Below are 17,039 nucleotides of genomic sequence, written 5' to 3'. Positions count from 1 at the left end.
TCTAGAAGAAAATGGATGTTTAGCTCACAAAAATTCAAGCATATTCATTCATGAAACATTCTGCTTCCTGCTATACTGAAAATAGCTAGAGACAGAAATGGAGAGTGTGAAAATGAAAAAAGCTGTATTAATTGTAAATCCCAGTTCTGGTAATGAAGAGGCGAAGAAATATGAACAATTGGCTTATGAGAAGCTGACGAGTTTGTTTGATCATGTTGAGGTACAGCATACAGAAGGAAGCGGCGACGCAACGGAATTTGCCAGACAGGCAGTTCTGGAAAAAGCGGATAGTGTGTTTGCCATGGGTGGTGATGGAACCGTGAATGAGGTAATCAATGGTTTAGCTGAACAAGATTATCGGCCAAAGTTCGGTTTCTTTCCTTTAGGGACAGTAAATGACTTAGCCCGTTCTTTAAATATTTCGATGGAACCGGAGGAAGCAATTAAAGAGCTAAATCTGAAAAATAGAATCCAATTAGATGTTGGCAAGGTCAATGATGTCTATTTTACCAATATTGTTGCTGCCGGCAGTATTCCAGAAGCAATCAGTGATGTAGATGTTGAAGAAAAGACGAAGCTTGGAAAATTGGCTTATTTCATTTCAGGCTTTAAGCAGGTTCTAAATAATGACAGCTATCATTTTTCATTGGAAATAGACGGTGAAAAGAAATTAATTGAAAGCAGTACGGTTGTCGTTGTTTTAACCCAGACAGTTGGGGGTTATGAACGTGTTGTGCCAGAAGCGAAGCCGAATGACGGTAAGCTTTATCTGCTTTATTTGAAAGATCAGACAATTACAGACACAATCAAAAGTGTACCGGATATTTTAAAGGGGATTGACCATACTAGTGAAACAATTGGCTATCAGCCTTTTACAGAAGGTAGTCTATTTGTAAAAGAAGAAGTTGAACTGCATCCCAGTGTAGATGGAGATGAAGGACCTGAGCTACCCCTGCATTTTAAGGTACTTCCGCAGCATTTGGAGGTTTATTGCGGTTCCAAGTAAATCATTTGAAAGGCTGGGCTATGTGTTTCTGCGGTTACTTGCCGCTGTGGGATACTGACGAGTGTTTCCATAGTATTATTTATTCGAAAATTAGCGAAAACAGAGAGTCGGACATGTATTTATGTCCGTGCTCTCTGTTTTATTTAAATGATTCCAGTGATTGTTCATTTGACGCTTAATCTGTTATTTATACATAAAGAATCTAAAAAAACAGATTTGGAGTAAATGCAGGACACTTTAGCTTTGAAAGCAACTTTCTTCTGTCGCGAACGCTATCTCCAAAACTTGGTAAAGTCTGCTTTGTCAGCTATATTAAAATCAATCAATTTTTTTAATAAGTCATAATTGATATCCTGAGCCCAGTTGACTCTAATGATATTTTCAGTATGGTCATAACCAGCTTGTTCAATTTCTTCTTTAAATTGCTTCAAGGTTTTCACTTCTGGAGAAATAGAAAAATGTTTTTTAGAGATACTGAATCCAATAATAAAGGTTCCGTGGTCTGTAAACATTGGCTGATTCCATTTTATGACAGGAACCAGGCTTGGGTACTGCTTTGTAATCCAAGCCAAAAGAACAGTCATTGTAGCTCGTTCTTTTGGCTGATCAATTTTGCTAAGGTACTCTTCTAAAATAGCCATAGATATTCTCCTTTCTTGTTATAATGATAGTATAGTGGCTGCGTGGATAAAGCTCAAATAATCCGGAAAATAGGGGAGCAATGGCTGTAGAGGAAGGGAGATCCTTCGGGAGACAACAGCTTGCTTTTGATAGAGAAAGTAACGTAGTTTGTACAAGCGAAGCTTTGAAATTGTCAGAGGTCATATTTATAAGTGCGATACCTGGTTTTTTCTCGCTGATAAACACAGAAAATAGAAATATCATTTTAATCTTTTTTGGAGAGGGACATATTAGCTGGGTTCTCATTAAGAATTAGGAGGTTAAAACAGATGAATGTAGAAGAGATAAGAATAAAATTAAATAAAAAAGCTGTGGTGTTCAAGACGGGAGGCTTCAGACCTACACACTTGCTGGAAGAGCATTGGATAGGTGCGGTACCTTATTCTTTACAGCAGGAGCAGCTGCCGGTGGATGAAAATGGTATAAAAATGATTCCGTTACTGCAAATTAATCTCGAGGCACTGCCCTATGTACCAGACTCGCTGAAAGCAGTTAAACTGATTTCAGTATTTATTTCTTTAAATTTTAAACCAGTTGGAGAGAATTTAATAAGTTATTTTTGTATTCGCGAATATGCATACTTAAATAAGTTGATTTTTACTGATTATAAAAATGAAGATTCATTTATCAAGCCCTGTCCAATGTCTGTTCATTTAGTAGAAGAGGATCGTCCTATGTGGGATTCTGCTGATATACCAACTGATATTTCTGATGAAATTTTATTATTGGAAGAGCAAGAAGAAGTTGATTACGAAGAAGATATAGCAGTGCATCATTATGAAACAAAAGTTGGCGGCTACGGTTCTTATATACAAGGACATTTAGGTTTTCCCGAGGGCTTTGATTTTGCTTTTCAGATATCTTCCGACGAAAAAGCTAATTTAAATATTGTCAGTAATGGGCGTCTCTATTTTGCAAGAAATTCAAATTCAGGAGCTTGGTATGTAGACTGTGATTTTTTCTAAAGCCAGTAAAAAGTTAAGTATGAGAAAGGATAGTAGCGTTTTGCTGAATTATATAACGTTTATTTAAAATATTCTGGTTATCTTCTAATCATTTTGTCAGTTAATGACTGTGTTTTATTTATCTATTTTATTAATTAAAAAACATTCATTATGATTGAAAACGTAGAATAGATGTAATAGATTTAAAGTATCTGTCAAAGATAGACTAGTATTTTTGTCAAGATATGGAATGGCTCTAAAAACTAATAGCTAATGTTCAGATCTGGATAATAAGAAAGGTTATTAAACGAATCATGATTAAGAATAAGGTAGTAACTATAAAAAATGATATTCAGGAAAGAGAGAAAAAAGCATTACAGCAGGCGTTAAGGATTCTAGATATGCAGTTTGACAACTATCTTTCAAAAGAATTAGATGACCCTGAAGTTATCGGAGACGGCTACATTTGTTTGGCATCCAATAACTTATTTTCAATACTGCGGATTGATGCTAAGTATTTGAATGAGCAGGGCTTTAACAAAGTATTTAAGTACATAAAAAATTATTGTCGAATCCAAGGGTTGAATTTAAAGGTAATAGAGCGGGATAAAAACTTTTTTTTTGTAAAAATTGTCTTTATTGAATATCGTTCCCTAAGGGTTCGAATAAGAGAGTATTTCAGCTTTCTGATCAGCCGTTATCTGTTATCTAACTGAAACCGCCAAATGGATAGTTTTAATGAGCTCCAATCAAAAAACAGCTGCTCCGCTTAACGGAGCAGCTGTTTTTTTAGACTATCCATAGAATGAAAGAAATCAAGATAAACCTGGGATAACTAAGTATCGAACAGTTCTTTTGTTTAATTAGAGAGAAACAGCAGAGCTTGTCCCAATCTCATCTTGACTTCCTGAATTCAGCCGTCACAAGAAGTGGCTGAAACTGTATACTGCATTTGTTAAGCTGCTATTTTTTGTCCTCATCCAGCAGATTGTCCAGTTCAACAACTTTACTGTATTCAGCAATTTTTGAAATTCCGATAACTTTATCAAGATCAACAACAAAAGCAATCCCATTTCCAGGCTGACAAATTTTCATCTCTACACTCAGTGCATCTAATACCTTGTTGGTCATCGCTTCGGGAACCAGGGTTAGAACAATATCCTTTTCCGGTTCAATATCAATACCTAAAAAGCGTCCGGCGTCATGAACACCTGCACCGCGTCCATGGAGAATCGTTCCTCCTGTAGCGCCAGCTTCTTTAGTGATGTCGATGACATCAGAACCATTACCTCCGTCAACAATCGTGACAATCAGTTCAAGATTCAAAGCAACTAATTTTTTCATTATACTACCCCTCTTCTTCTGCTAATCTTTGCCGTTCCAGTCTCAGTTGATGGTCACGGTCATCTTTTTTCTTGTAAATATACCCTAAAACCAGTGTTGACAAGATAGGTGCCAGAGCAATCATTGCCACCACGCCAAAACCGTCAACCAGTGGATCTCGACCTTCTATCTGAGAGGCGATTGCGACACACATTGACAAAATAAACGTAGAACACATAGGTCCAGTTGCCACGCCCCCATTATCAAAGGCCATCGCTAAGAACATTTTATCCACTTTGCGTCCCAAAAGAAAGACTAAAATATAACCTGGAATTAAAAAGTAATAGAGAGAAAATCCAGCCAATAGACGCCACATAGACAAACCAACGGCTGCACCGACGCCGAAGGAAACAAACAGCAGCATGATTTTGCTACGAATTCGCCCCTCGCTGATATTCTCAATCTCTTTTACCATCACATGAATAGCCGGTTCCGCAAAACCAACTAAGAACCCCATGAAAAAGCCCAGAGGAATCAAAATATAGTTGTAGTCTAAAGCAGCTAAGGATGCTCCTAAATGTCGTCCAACAGGTACGTATGCGATGTTGACGCCATGAAGGAACAAAATAAGTCCGACAATCGTAATTAGAAAACCAATCATAATTTTAGCGAAACGCTTTTTACGCAGTTTGAAACTAGTGAAGTTCAATACTACAAAAATGATGATGATAGGCGATACAGCCATCAGTACTTCCCAAATAACTGTATCCAGCCCTGTAAATAGGCGTTCGATAATCGTCATCGGAAGATCACCCCCAAAGCCATAACAGCTAGAATGGGACCTAATGAAGCGACACCCACCATACCAAAGCTGTCATTCTCATGTGGTTTCTGTTTAATCATAGAGGTAACGCCAATAGCTAGGGAAAGAATGAACGGGACAGTGATGGGCCCGGTTGTAACACCGCCTGAATCAAAGGCAATCGGCATAAATTCCGGACTGGTGAAGAATGAAGCGATTAGAACAAATAGATAGCCAATCAGCATCATTTTATAATAAGAAAATTTGAAAACAACCCGTAGTAGAGCCAGTGCAAGGAAAATTCCTGTTCCTACACTAACAACCGCTAATATCAGGGAGCGTGAGATTGCTCCGTCTGAAATTTCGTTAACCTGTTGTCCTAATACCTGAACGGATGGTTCTGCGATTGTGATAACAATTCCAATGACAAAGCCGAGTCCGACAATAATCCACAACTTTCGCTTCTTAACCATAAACTTTCCGACCAATTCGCCAACGGCCATCATAGAATGATCGGCTCCAAATAAAAATAGTGCCATTCCAATAATCATAATACCTGCACCAATCAGAAAAACGACCAGATCTTCCCACGGTAAAGGGGCAAAAGCAAAGGTCAGGATAATAATCAGCAGTGTCATAGGCGCAATGGCCATTAATACATCTTGAAAAGATTTTCGCATGTATCCTCCTCCTTTATTTTTCAGTGTACTTATATAGTATAACCTAAAAAAAAATTAAAATTCAGGGTTGACATCCTACTGTGTACAAATGTTAGAATGAAATGACCATTAAAAGAACGTACGTTCTTTTTTTAAAAACAAGATATTCGTAAGATGAAAAAGGATGCCGTATACTTAAATAATGTATAGTAGCTGATTTTGAAAAAAGAGGTGGAAGAATGATTGAATTTCAACAGGTATCAAAGGAATACAGTAGTCAGCAGGTTTTGACAGAATACAATCTGTCTATTGAAGACGGTGAATTTTTTGTCCTGGTAGGACCAAGCGGCAGCGGGAAAACAACAACATTAAAAATGCTTAATCGACTGATTGAACCCACAGATGGGAATATTTATTTTGAAGGAAAACGGCTGATTGATTATGATTTAAGAGAGCTGCGTCTGCGTATTGGCTACGTGCTGCAGCAAATTGCTCTATTTCCTAATATGACAGTTGCTGAAAATATTGAACTGATTCCTGAACTAAAAGCATGGAAAAAAGAAGAGCGCCGGCAGCGGACGAAGGAGCTCCTTGAAAAGGTAGGACTGCCTCCTGAAGAATATATGAATAGGAAACCGGCAGAACTTTCAGGTGGAGAACAGCAGCGTATCGGTATTTTACGTGCTATTGCAGCGAAGCCGGATATTATATTGATGGATGAACCTTTTAGTGCACTGGACCCCATTTCCAAAAGCCAGCTGCAGCTGTTGATTAAGGAGCTGCATAAAGAACTGGCTAGCACCATTATTTTTGTCACCCATGACATGAATGAAGCGATGCTGCTGGGCGATCGAATCTGTATCATGAAGGATGGAAAGATTGTTCAAGTAGATACGCCTGAACAAATTAGAAAAGCGCCTGAAAATGAGTTTGTAGCACAATTTTTCCAAAACGGAACATTGGGACTAGCTGATTACAATGCGACAGATTTACATGAGATGGGCTTGCTGGAAGCAGCCGGAAATTCTGGTGTCCGCCAAATTGATGGAGCCACCAGCTTAACTGATGTAATTGAGCTGCTTGCTGTTGAAGGCAGGCTGATTGTGAAAAATGATCAAACAGTGCTTGGCGCAGTTACCTCCGACACAATTGTTGCATTTCTTGAAAAACGGCTGAAGGCAGGTGAGCAGGTAGATGAATAATTTGATTGAAACATTCGTATCCCGTAAAGATCAGTATCTCCAGTCATTGTTGGAGCATATTCAGCTATCGCTGTTATCCTTGTTAATTGCTATCTTGATTGCCATACCTTTGGCAATTTTACTGACTAAATACAAAAAAATTGCAGAAGTTATTTTGCAGATTACTGGAATCTTTCAAACAATTCCTTCATTAGCTCTTTTAGGTCTGCTAATTCCTTTGATTGGTATCGGCACTCCTCCGGCAATCATTGCACTGGTAATCTATGCGTTGTTTCCGGTACTCCAGAATACGTATACAGGATTAACGGAAATTGACCCTTCTCTAGAAGAAGCGGCAGAAGCCTTTGGAATGACCAAAAAAGAGAAGCTGATAAAATTTGAATTGCAGTTGGCGCTGCCGTATATTGTTTCAGGGATTCGGACAGCCGCGGTAATGATTATTGGGACGGCCACCTTGGCGGCATTGATTGGTGCCGGCGGTTTGGGAACCTTCATCCTTCTGGGGATTGACCGAAACAATGTTTCGCTGATTCTGATTGGGGCAATATCTTCTGCGGTTCTGGCAGTGCTGTTCAATTACGGAATTCATCTGTTGGAAAAGTCCAGCGTGAAAAGAATTGTCGGTTCCTTTGTGCTATTATTTGCACTGCTAGGAGGTTCATTTATTTATTCTAATGCCGGCGGTCAGCAGCAAACAATAACTATTGCAGGAAAATTAGGTGCTGAACCTGATATTATCATCAACATGTATAAAGAATTAATTGAAGAAAATAGTGATGTCCATGTAGAGCTAAAACCGAATTTCGGAAAAACGACGTTCCTATATAATGCGTTAAAATCTGGTGAAATTGATATTTATCCTGAATTTACTGGTACAGTACTGGAAACATTTTTACCGGAAAATACAAATACATCTAATGATCCGAAGAAGGTCTATACGTATGCAAAAGAAGAAATCGCAAAACAGGACAAACTGGCTTATTTGGCACCGATGAAGTATCAAAATACTTATGCAGTAGCTGTTAAGAGAAGCTTTGCTGAAGAAAACGGCTTGAAGACGATAGAAGATTTGAAAAAGGTCAGCGGACAGCTAAAGGCAGGCTTTACTCTTGAGTTTATTGACCGTGAAGACGGATATAAGGGACTTCAAAGCGTCTATGGATTGACAATGGAGGTTCAGTCGATGGAGCCTTCTCTGCGCTATCAGGCAATCAATAATGGTGATGTGAATATTGTGGATGCTTATTCCACTGACAGTGAGCTGAAACAATATGATTTGGTTACTTTGGAAGATAACAAGCAGCTGTTTCCTCCCTATCAGGGAGCTCCGTTGCTGAGGGAAGAGACGCTAAAGGAATATCCTGAACTGGAAGAATGGCTGTCTCCGCTGACTGATAAAATCACAGAAGAAGAAATGAGTGAGATGAACTACCAAGTAAACGTAGAAGGACATGACCCGCAAAAGGTAGCCCATGATTATTTAGTGAAGCACCAAATGATTAAAGAATAGCTTTTTGCTTCATCAGCAGAGTACTCTAGCTACCATGTTGATTAGACGATACCCGCTCTCCATTATTTGAAATATGGAGCAGCGGCAGAGCACAAGTAAAGAACTGGAACCTCTTGTTCCAGTTCTTTACTTTTATCCATTTCTGTAAAAAGAGTAAAATTTACCAAAAAGAACTGATTTTTTTTAAGACTTTCGTTATAATGTAAGAAAATACTAAACAGGGGCGTTGCAACATGAAAAAAGTAGATCGTCAGCGTTTGATTCGTCAGATTATTACTGAGAATGAAATAGAGACACAAGAAGAGCTAATTGAACGTTTGAAGGCTGCCGGCGTTAAGGCGACTCAGGCGACCGTCTCTAGAGATGTTAGAGAAATGAGCATTGTTAAAACCCATGATTCAGATGGAAAAGTAAAATATGCCATCTTTTCACAGGTGAAAACGGAAAGCTTAGAAAGCAAGCTAAAGGAATCAGTCAAGGATTCTGTTATCCGTATTGAAAGAGTTCAGTTTACAGTTATCGTTAGCACAGATATGGGCAGAGCGGATGTGGTAACCAATCTTCTTGATGAGGTGAACTATAGTGAAGTGGCCGGAACTGTTGCAGGAGTAGATACGATTATTATCATTACTAGGTCAGAGCAGGAAGCACAGATACTTGTTCAGCGGCTGGAAGCAATGATGAGAAACGAATAAAAGAGTTTAACAATAACCAAACAAATGAAGGGAGTTTTGCTACATGGATTTGAAAGCGCTGCAAAATGGGTCTGATTTTCGAGGGATTGCAGTAAGTACAGAAGAATATCAGGCGAATTTAACCCCTGAACAAGTGAAAAAAATCGGAGTAGGTATGATTCATTGGTTAAGGGATAAGAAGGAGCTTCGAGAAAAACAGGAAGCAGGTCAATTAAAAATCGGGATTGGTCATGACAGCCGGATTACTGCAGATATCTTGAAACAGGCATTGAGTGACTCGTTTGTCTGTCATGGTATACAAGTGCTGGACCTGGGACTAGCTACTACGCCAGCAATGTTTATGGCAACACAATTTCCTCAGTATGACTGCGATGCAGCAATTATGATTACGGCTAGCCACTTACCTTACTATTTTAACGGCTTAAAGCTATTTACAAGAAGTGGCGGGGCAGAAAAAGAAGATATCGCTTATATTGTTGAACACAGTGAGCAGCCTTTAATAGAAGAAACAGGTAAAATAGAAAAAACTGAGATTATCCAAACCTATGCGAAGGATATGGTGCTGAAAATTCGCAAAGGGATGAAAACAGAGGAAGCTAAGCCGCTAGCAGGCTTTCGGATTGTTGTAGATGCCGGCAATGGTGCTGGCGGATTTTTTGCAGAACAAGTATTAGCTGAACTGGGAGCTGATATTTCGGGTTCGCAGTTTTTAGAACCAGATGGAACATTTCCAAATCATATCCCCAATCCTGATAATAAGGAAGCCATGGCAAGCATTCGTCAGGCAGTACTGGATAATCAAGCAGACTTAGGCGTAATCTTTGACACAGATGTCGATCGTTCAGCAGTTGTTGACGGAAGTGGAGAAGTCATTAATCGAAATAATTTAATTGCACTGCTGGCAACCATTGTGTTGGAAGAATACCCAGGCAGCAATATTGTCACTAACTCACCGACCTCCAGCCATTTGAAGACATTTATTGAAGAAAAAAGCGGAAAACAGGTACGCTATATTTCCGGCTACCGCAATGTTATTAACAAGATGCTTGAACTGAACAGCGAAGGGATAGAAACGCCACTAGCAATAGAGACTAGTGGTCATGCAGCGTTTAAAGAGAACTACAATCTGGATGACGGGGCCTATGTCATCGCTAAGCTGCTGATGCTGTTGCCGAGATTAAAGCAGGAAGGAAAGACACTGAGCGACTTGATAGGGACCTTAAAGCAACCTGTGGAGACTCAAGAGCTGCGCTTTAAGATTCAGACAGAAGATGTTCAGACTTATGGAAACCAAGTGATTTACGACATGCAGGTTTTTGCCAAGAACACAGCAGGATTTGCTATTGATCAGGAGAATTATGAAGGAATTAGAGTGGATGTTTTAGAAAAGTATGGCTCAGGGTGGTTTCTACTTCGCATGAGTCTCCATGAACCTTTACTCGTTCTACAGATAGAAAACGATTTAAAAGGTAAGAATCAGACTGTGTTGATTAAATTAGCTGAGTTTTTTAAGAATTATAGCTTTCTAGATTGTAAAAGCTTAAATCAGTTACTATAAATAAGAATATATACGATAGAAAAACATCGGAAAACGACAAAAGTCGTTATTTCCGATGTTTTTTTAGTTAGAAGTTTAAAAAACTGAATATAAAATTATTTTTTAATAAAAAAGTGAAAACAAAAATAAAAATCTCACTGTTTTTTAAAAAAAATAAGACGATGAAAAAAAGATAACGTGTGAAGAAGTATTTATTTTTGTTTAATGATGGTTAATTTGTCTTCATGAACAAAATAAAATCAAAACTCTTTCAGCGAAAATATATATGAACGTAAGAATTCATGCTGTTGTAGTAAAAAAAGATTTCTCAAAAGTATTAAGTTTGAGAAACTTTTTTTATTTTAAATACAAAAAAATAAATCAAATTCATTTCTTGGTTAATTCTAAATTAAAAACAAAGAATAGTCTAGCTAGTTTTTTATCAATTTTTTAATTTTTTTCGCAAAAAAATGATAAAAAAACAATGAATAGTAATTTTTTTCATACAATCAACAGGTATAACTAGCCTTTTAAAAAAAAAACAGAAATTTATAAACAGTTTAAGCCGTCGCAAATGCCGTCACAAATATTCAATGATTTTCCTCCCTATTTATCAACAATTTAAGGCAGCTATATCCATATTTAGTTGAAAATATTAAGCCGTCATTTAAGCCGTCGCTTCAAAAAAAGCGTCTTTAACCTGTATAAATTCAATGTTTTTAATTAGTTTCTCAAACTTAATACTTTTAATACATAAATCTATTGGATTTCAAGAAAACAGAAATCTGTAGAAAAACGAGCGATGTAAATTGAATGAAGGGGGAAAATCCTATGAATTTAGGAGTAATAACGTTATCAGCGGATATATCAGATAAGTATGTAGAAAATCTTAAGAAGAATCAAATAAACGTTGTTTCTTTGACAGATGAAAACTTTAATACATATATCAATAGTCTGGATGCAGTCGTAATTAGAGAGAACCCGGCAGAAGACGTAAGTAATACTTGCAGTTTACTGTTAAAGCTTAAAGAATATTCAGGGATTTTCGTTTGGGTTTTTTCATCTGATTCTGCTAAAATTATGCGCTCTGTCTACCTGCAGTTGGGAGCGGTAGGAATTATACCTGAGGACTCTGATAGTGAAGAATTTCGCTTGACCATTACAAATAGCTTATATAGGAAACAAGAACATCCTGATAATAATGAGGGAAAACGCACTGAAAAATCAGTATCTGTTACTCCGACTAGTGATAAAACACTAGAGCTGATTCCTCGAAACTTCAGCATTAATGTAAAAGGTAAGGGAGAAATTCCTTTAACACGCTTAGAATACCATGCGATGGAAACCTTATATAAATACATCAACTCTGCTGTTACTTATAAAGAGCTGTATGAAGAGGTCTGGGATGGAGAATTCGATGAAAAAAACAGCAATTACAAAGTTGCTAACTTAATTTTCCATTTAAGAGAAAAGCTTGAAGGAAAGTCTACTCCTTTCGTCTATATTAAAACAGTTCGTTCGAAAGGCTACATGCTGGTTATCAAAGAATGATTATTTTAGGAAAGTCGAAGATATGAATGGGGATTGTCATGGCGGCTTTGTCTGATTATCAGGAGTGACGGTGACACACATACGGTATTTCATTTTCCAACAAAATAGAAGCGGGCGATAACACAATATGAAATCTTTGCTCACTAATGATTTGAAGGAGATTGAAATAAATATGTACTTCTTTTAAGACAAGTACATAAAAATATTACGGGAGAGGAGATGAATAAATGAAAATCGGAAAAAAGTCTTATTTTTGGTTAGTGCTGCTTTCCGCGATTTTGATTGTAGGTTCAGTCTTTAGAGCTTCTTATATAAAAGCTTCAGAAGAAGAATATGGTTTTGAAGTATCAGATGTTTCTGAAACGACGAAGTCAGTCACGCTGAAGGTTCAAAATCCTGTAGATGAGGAATTAGTTCTGAATTATAGCGGGTTGAAAGATGTCAGCGAGGAAGTGATTCAAGAAGGTTTATCCAAATCTTTTGATGGTGAGCTTATCGTATCAACAATCAATGAAGGCAGTAAAAAACTAGAAATTAAAAAAGGAACTGAAGCTTTTGAAACAACATTCTTAGTTGAAAAATCTGAGGAAGCGGCTTCTGCAGATTTAAAACTAGTAAGTAGTAAGCAAACAACGCTTGCTGAAGCAAAGCTGGCATTTGCAGATTCATCAGTTGATTTAACAGAAAATCTGATGACACCACCCACACAGGAAGATTTTGAAAGACAAGAATATTCTAAAAGTTTGGAAGTTGCGCCAATGGCGTATGTTCCTTCAACAGATTCAGAATTAGATTTGGCTGATGCAGCCTACTATGCTGCAAAAGGCAACTTTAATCCTGATGCCAATATAGCTTATGTATCTAACTGGACAGAATTTGTTCGTGCGTATAAGAACAATGCTGTAACTAAAATTAAGCTGACTGCAAGCATTGCCAGTGAGAATATTTCAGTAGATGGTGTATCAACAACAATTTTCGGAGATAACGCAGATGAATACCGTAAAGCATCTGTCGTGATTGATGGAGGTTATGTAGATGGGACTGGAGCTAAAAAGGAGTACGGCTTAACACTTTCAGGTTCTAAAATGCTGCGTACAAGTGATGCGCCAACTGGCTTTACCGAAACCGCAGCTGACGGCAGCCAACAAACTCGGTCAATGATTCATTTGAAGGATTTGAGTATTGCACAACCTGGTGCAGAAAATGGATATTCCTATGGTTTTGTTGGTGCTCCTGGTGTAGATACAACAGTTGCTGGAGAAAATGCCAATGCACCATATTCTCGAAATTGGTATTTCCGTTTTACTAATGTCAATACGGATATCGATGATAACAATGCAACTTATACAGGTGTAGCTCGTGCAGTTGTAGGCTATCAAGCAGAAGTAACCCTGGCAGGAAAAGTAACCTTAAGTGTGACAGGTGAGCCGTTCTATTTAGGAAGTCTGATTGTTGAGCCAGGTACCTCATTTAGAGGGATTACTGAATACTCTAATTATTCAGTTGTCTGGTTTGTAGACCGAATTGATAAGAAGACAACCGGAGCAACTGGCGAGTTGACAATAGGTAAAGATTCATTTGTCTACCTGAAAAACGTAACAACAGGTGCTTCATATCCTGGGTTTTATGGGGATTACGGCGACGCAGTAATTGATGAAGGAGCAACATTAAACATCGATATGCAGGGAAATGCCTGGCGTTTTGACACCTATGATTCTACTGTTCGAGTGAAAAAAGATGCAACGCTTAACTTGATTAGTAGAGGGACTGGTGCAGTTTTAACTTATGGAGGCGGACCTGGTCCGTTTGCAGATGGCTATAATGCTATTACGCACCGTAATACTTTTATTGTAGAACCAGAAGCAAGTTTCTTTGCTTATGGGAAAACAGGTACTAACACGGGAACAATTGAAACACAAGCAAGCTCTACTAATAATTCTTTTGTATTGGACAGTCCAAAATCGTTTGACATTCGAAACTCGACCAATAATACAGCTAGTAATAATGGTAGTTATCGAGCAGTCAATATGTACAATGGATTATCTGTTGCAAATGGAAGAAACAGTAACAGCTTTGAGATCATCAATTCAGATATCAGTTTATGGCGGAATGGTGCTGCAGGCGGGTCAAGCAATGTTGATATTGACGGCTTAGCTTCAGAGGAATATGTGAAGGTTGGCGGGTTTAAAATGAACAGCCAAAACTCAGATACGTATGCAGCAGCTAATACCAATCCATATCCTGTAGCAACTGATGCTAACTTTGCAACAACCTTAGGGAAATTTAATCCGCCAGTTGTCAAAAGAATTGCTGGACGAAATACACCGCCGGAGGTTATCTGGAATCCAACAACGGATGCCGATAAAACGTTGAAGGTTCGTGTTTATTTAGGTGAAAGACCGACAGGCTATGATCAGGACGGGAATACGATTTTGGTGCCGGTATATGCGGGTCAAGGAGAAGCCTCAGTGTACTTTACAGACACTTACGGCAACAATTATGGACCAATCTTAACGGACGCCAATGGATATGCGAGTGTTCCTGTGGACTTCCAGAAAGCTGGACAGCAGGTTACTGCACATGCTGAACGAGGTCCAGCTGAACCGAATAAGTGGACTGGTGATGATAAGTCAACAACAGTCATCGATGTAACTCCGCCGGAACCGGCAAAAGTTGTCGATGACAAAATAACAAATGCGACGAAGCAGCTGATTGCTGAAAATCTGGAGGCAGGCGCGAAAGTCTTCCTGACAATTACTGGAACAACTGCTAATGCGGGAACAATGATTCCGGCTGGAACAGTTGGTGCAGATGGCAAATGGACACATAATCTGTCTGCTTACCTAAATACAGGTGACACTGTAACCATTTATCTGCAGGATAATGCAGGTGTTGCAGCGGGTCAGGCTGGAGAACTGCCATTTGATCCAGCCGCACCATCAACGAATAGCGCAAACGGAAACATTAATCCTTCGCCAAATGATTTGTCCTATCGGGATGCAACATTCACAAAAGCAACAGTATATACTGTGAGCGATTCTATTCCAGAGTCAAGTTTGACAAAGGAACAAAAATTCTACCGAAAAGGGACAGAAATTACTTCTGGTATTCAGGTAAATGATGTAGTCCGTTATACGCTGACTGTTAGAAATACCAAAGCAGCAACTTTAGACACCACATGGAAAGACGTTGCAATTACAGATGTCTTACCAACAGGTATTAATTTTGAACTGGCAACAGCTAATCTAAAAATTAATAATACTGACCCAGCTGCTGGTGCTGTAACGTATGACGAAGGTACGCGGACACTGACAGTGAACGCTGGCAGTTTAGCATCTTCTACTGAAGCAGTTATTACGTTTGATGCAGTCATCAATCGAAATGCAGTTGGCTTTAAGCTGAAAAATGAAGCAACAGCATTAGGTTATTCGCCGCGGGAAAGCAATAATCCATTTGTACCAGGTGTAAATCCTACTCCGACCTACGAAGAAATTACTGCTACAGCACAAGTGGAAACACCGGGAACAATCGCTGGTGTACTGGAAATTACTTCCGGCCCATCAGTTTTGAACTTCGGGGTAAGAAGTAATAATACAGATACTCGTGTAAATAAAGCAGAGTATACAGAACCGTTGGTTGTTACAGATACACGGGCACAACGCGATAGCTGGAAGCTGATGGTTGAAGTAACACAAGATTTAACACATCAAACTGATACAAGTAAGACCTTGCCGGGAGCACTTCGCTACAAATACGGCAGTAGGCCGGAATTGACGTTAAACGGCTCTCCTCAAGAAATCTATCGAGATAGTTCAGGGACCGCCGGCGACTTCGTTATTAGTGATAACTGGTCAGAGGCTGGAGATGGGTTCAAATTACAAATCCCGGCTGGCCGTGTTCAAGCAATGGGTGAGTATCAAGCAGAGATTCTTTGGACACTGCAGGATGCCAATTGATGAGGAGGAACACAATGAAAAAGAATACTTGGTTTCATTTGCTTATTGTCTCTTTCCTTGCTCTGGCATTCACGCTGTTTACACAGCCGGTTCTAGCGGCTGAAGGCGGCGCGGTTCAAACGAACGGAAATGTTGGATTTTATGAGGACAGTACAGAGCCGTCTAGTACGACAGAACCGTCATCATCAAGTACAACACCGTCATCTAGTACCACCCCGTCCAGTTCAGTTACTAAGCCGCCGGGAAAATATCCGTCGACAGGTGAGCTGATTCAGAAAAGCCTAGGCATTAGCGGAGCAGCACTCGTGCTGCTGGTACTGATTTTCTTCTTGTGGAAGCGCAGGAAAGAGAAAGAGGAGGGCAGCCGATGAAAAAACATTGTTTATACGCTGTCCCTTTCGTTTTATTCAGTAGTTTGCTGTTTGGTACAACCGCTGTTTCGGCAGAAAGCAACTGGCAGGGTGATGGAACGATTTCGTTTGACGGGGAGTATGGAAAAGATGTATTGGACCCAGAAAATCCAGGGAATATCGTTGATCCGGGACCTAGTCCCAGCACCGATGGACTGTTGAGAATTGAATTTGTTCCTCAACTGAATTTCTGGAACAATAAGATTTCTTCAGAAGATCAAACGTATGCAGCGAATGCTCAGCTTTTCCACAGTGATACTGGTCCGAGAGGAAACTTTGTTCAAGTGTCCGATTATCGGGGAACAGGTGCTGGCTGGACACTACAGCTGCGGCAGGAAACACAATTTAAAAATGAAACGACAACCAATAAGGAATTGACAGGAGCAGTGATTTCCATGGATAAATCTTGGGTAAACTCTACCTTTGATTTGGCCAATGGACCAGCAGTTTCCAAGGATGTCATCCGTATTGATAATATCGGTCAGACTTATACGCTGGCTGAAGCGAAAAAAGGAACAGGGGAAGGTACTTGGTCACTCGAGTTTGGGGCTTCAATTGAGAACCAGAGCGGTCAGGCAGATACCTTGAGTCCAAGGCTGGATAAAGACGGCAATCCCATTTCAGATGCGGATTTCGGCGGCCAGCCAATTTATGAGAACAGCGCAGTAACACTCTTCGTACCGGGGAAAACGAAAAAAGATCCGGTCCAATACCAAACGGTGTTAACTTGGATATTATCTGAGTTGCCATAAATAAAACACAC

General features: G+C 39.2%; 15 protein-coding genes. 11 read left to right on the top strand and 4 right to left on the bottom strand.

What is annotated here, in order from left to right; all coding sequences use genetic code 11:
• The first annotated feature begins 112 nt into the window (after positions 1–112).
• Complete coding sequence (locus ACYSNQ_RS14295; protein ID WP_426084256.1) at positions 113–1,006, top strand: diacylglycerol/lipid kinase family protein; 894 nt, start codon at positions 113–115, stop codon at positions 1,004–1,006.
• A 272-nt stretch (positions 1,007–1,278) separates the two neighbouring features.
• On the opposite strand, the gene ACYSNQ_RS14290 is transcribed toward ACYSNQ_RS14295, so the two are convergent.
• Positions 1,279–1,647, bottom strand: a complete 369-nt coding sequence (locus tag ACYSNQ_RS14290; RefSeq protein ID WP_426084255.1) for an iron chaperone — start codon at positions 1,645–1,647, stop codon at positions 1,279–1,281.
• Positions 1,648–1,956: 309 nt separating this feature from the next.
• Here ACYSNQ_RS14290 and ACYSNQ_RS14285 point away from each other — a divergent pair, with 309 nt between their 5' ends.
• Positions 1,957–2,652: a DUF1963 domain-containing protein gene (locus ACYSNQ_RS14285; protein ID WP_426084254.1), complete on the top strand. Its 696-nt coding sequence runs from the start codon at positions 1,957–1,959 to the stop codon at positions 2,650–2,652.
• A gap of 293 nt (positions 2,653–2,945) precedes the next feature.
• A complete protein-coding gene (locus tag ACYSNQ_RS14280; protein ID WP_426084253.1) occupies positions 2,946–3,347 on the top strand; it encodes a hypothetical protein in 402 nt (133 codons plus the stop codon).
• Positions 3,348–3,594: 247 nt separating this feature from the next.
• Here the strand turns inward: ACYSNQ_RS14280 and ACYSNQ_RS14275 are convergent, their stop codons facing one another.
• From ACYSNQ_RS14275 to ACYSNQ_RS14265, 3 genes are read right to left on the bottom strand one after another with little or no spacing between them, the layout of a single operon-like run.
• Positions 3,595–3,975 carry a P-II family nitrogen regulator gene (locus ACYSNQ_RS14275; protein ID WP_426084252.1) on the bottom strand — a complete coding sequence of 127 codons (381 nt, stop codon included), beginning with the start codon at positions 3,973–3,975 and terminating at the stop codon, positions 3,595–3,597.
• Between the two features lie 4 nt (positions 3,976–3,979).
• Positions 3,980–4,756, bottom strand: coding sequence for a DUF1538 domain-containing protein (locus ACYSNQ_RS14270; protein ID WP_426084251.1), 777 nt, complete (start codon positions 4,754–4,756; stop codon positions 3,980–3,982).
• Entirely contained in the window at positions 4,753–5,436 is a 684-nt protein-coding gene (locus tag ACYSNQ_RS14265) for a DUF1538 domain-containing protein (protein WP_426084250.1), read from the bottom strand. Before ACYSNQ_RS14265 ends, ACYSNQ_RS14270 begins: the two co-directional genes overlap by 4 nt.
• A gap of 218 nt (positions 5,437–5,654) precedes the next feature.
• Here ACYSNQ_RS14265 and ACYSNQ_RS14260 point away from each other — a divergent pair, with 218 nt between their 5' ends.
• From ACYSNQ_RS14260 to ACYSNQ_RS14225, 8 genes are all read left to right on the top strand, one after another.
• Positions 5,655–6,617: an ABC transporter ATP-binding protein gene (locus ACYSNQ_RS14260; protein ID WP_426084249.1), complete on the top strand. Its 963-nt coding sequence runs from the start codon at positions 5,655–5,657 to the stop codon at positions 6,615–6,617.
• Positions 6,610–8,127, top strand: a complete 1,518-nt coding sequence (locus ACYSNQ_RS14255; protein ID WP_426084248.1) for an ABC transporter permease/substrate-binding protein — start codon at positions 6,610–6,612, stop codon at positions 8,125–8,127. The genes ACYSNQ_RS14260 and ACYSNQ_RS14255 overlap by 8 nt, the downstream gene beginning before the upstream one ends.
• 233 nt (positions 8,128–8,360) lie before the next feature.
• Entirely contained in the window at positions 8,361–8,822 is a 462-nt protein-coding gene (gene argR / locus ACYSNQ_RS14250) for an arginine repressor (RefSeq protein WP_426084247.1), read from the top strand.
• A gap of 43 nt (positions 8,823–8,865) precedes the next feature.
• Positions 8,866–10,380: a phosphohexomutase domain-containing protein gene (locus tag ACYSNQ_RS14245; RefSeq protein ID WP_426084246.1), complete on the top strand. Its 1,515-nt coding sequence runs from the start codon at positions 8,866–8,868 to the stop codon at positions 10,378–10,380.
• An 810-nt stretch (positions 10,381–11,190) separates the two neighbouring features.
• A complete protein-coding gene (locus ACYSNQ_RS14240; RefSeq protein ID WP_426084245.1) occupies positions 11,191–11,910 on the top strand; it encodes a winged helix-turn-helix domain-containing protein in 720 nt (239 codons plus the stop codon).
• 227 nt (positions 11,911–12,137) lie between these two features.
• Positions 12,138–15,866, top strand: a complete 3,729-nt coding sequence (locus ACYSNQ_RS14235; RefSeq protein WP_426084244.1) for a pectate lyase-like adhesive domain-containing protein — start codon at positions 12,138–12,140, stop codon at positions 15,864–15,866.
• Between the two features lie 14 nt (positions 15,867–15,880).
• A complete protein-coding gene (locus ACYSNQ_RS14230; protein WP_426084243.1) occupies positions 15,881–16,237 on the top strand; it encodes an LPXTG cell wall anchor domain-containing protein in 357 nt (118 codons plus the stop codon).
• Positions 16,234–17,028, top strand: coding sequence for a WxL domain-containing protein (locus ACYSNQ_RS14225; protein ID WP_426084242.1), 795 nt, complete (start codon positions 16,234–16,236; stop codon positions 17,026–17,028). Before ACYSNQ_RS14230 ends, ACYSNQ_RS14225 begins: the two co-directional genes overlap by 4 nt.
• Positions 17,029–17,039 lie beyond the last annotated feature (11 nt).

The organism is Enterococcus sp. LJL51 (assembly GCF_054871795.1).
The sequence above is the reverse complement of the archived record's forward strand: the minus strand, read 5'-3'. Positions and strand labels throughout refer to the sequence as shown.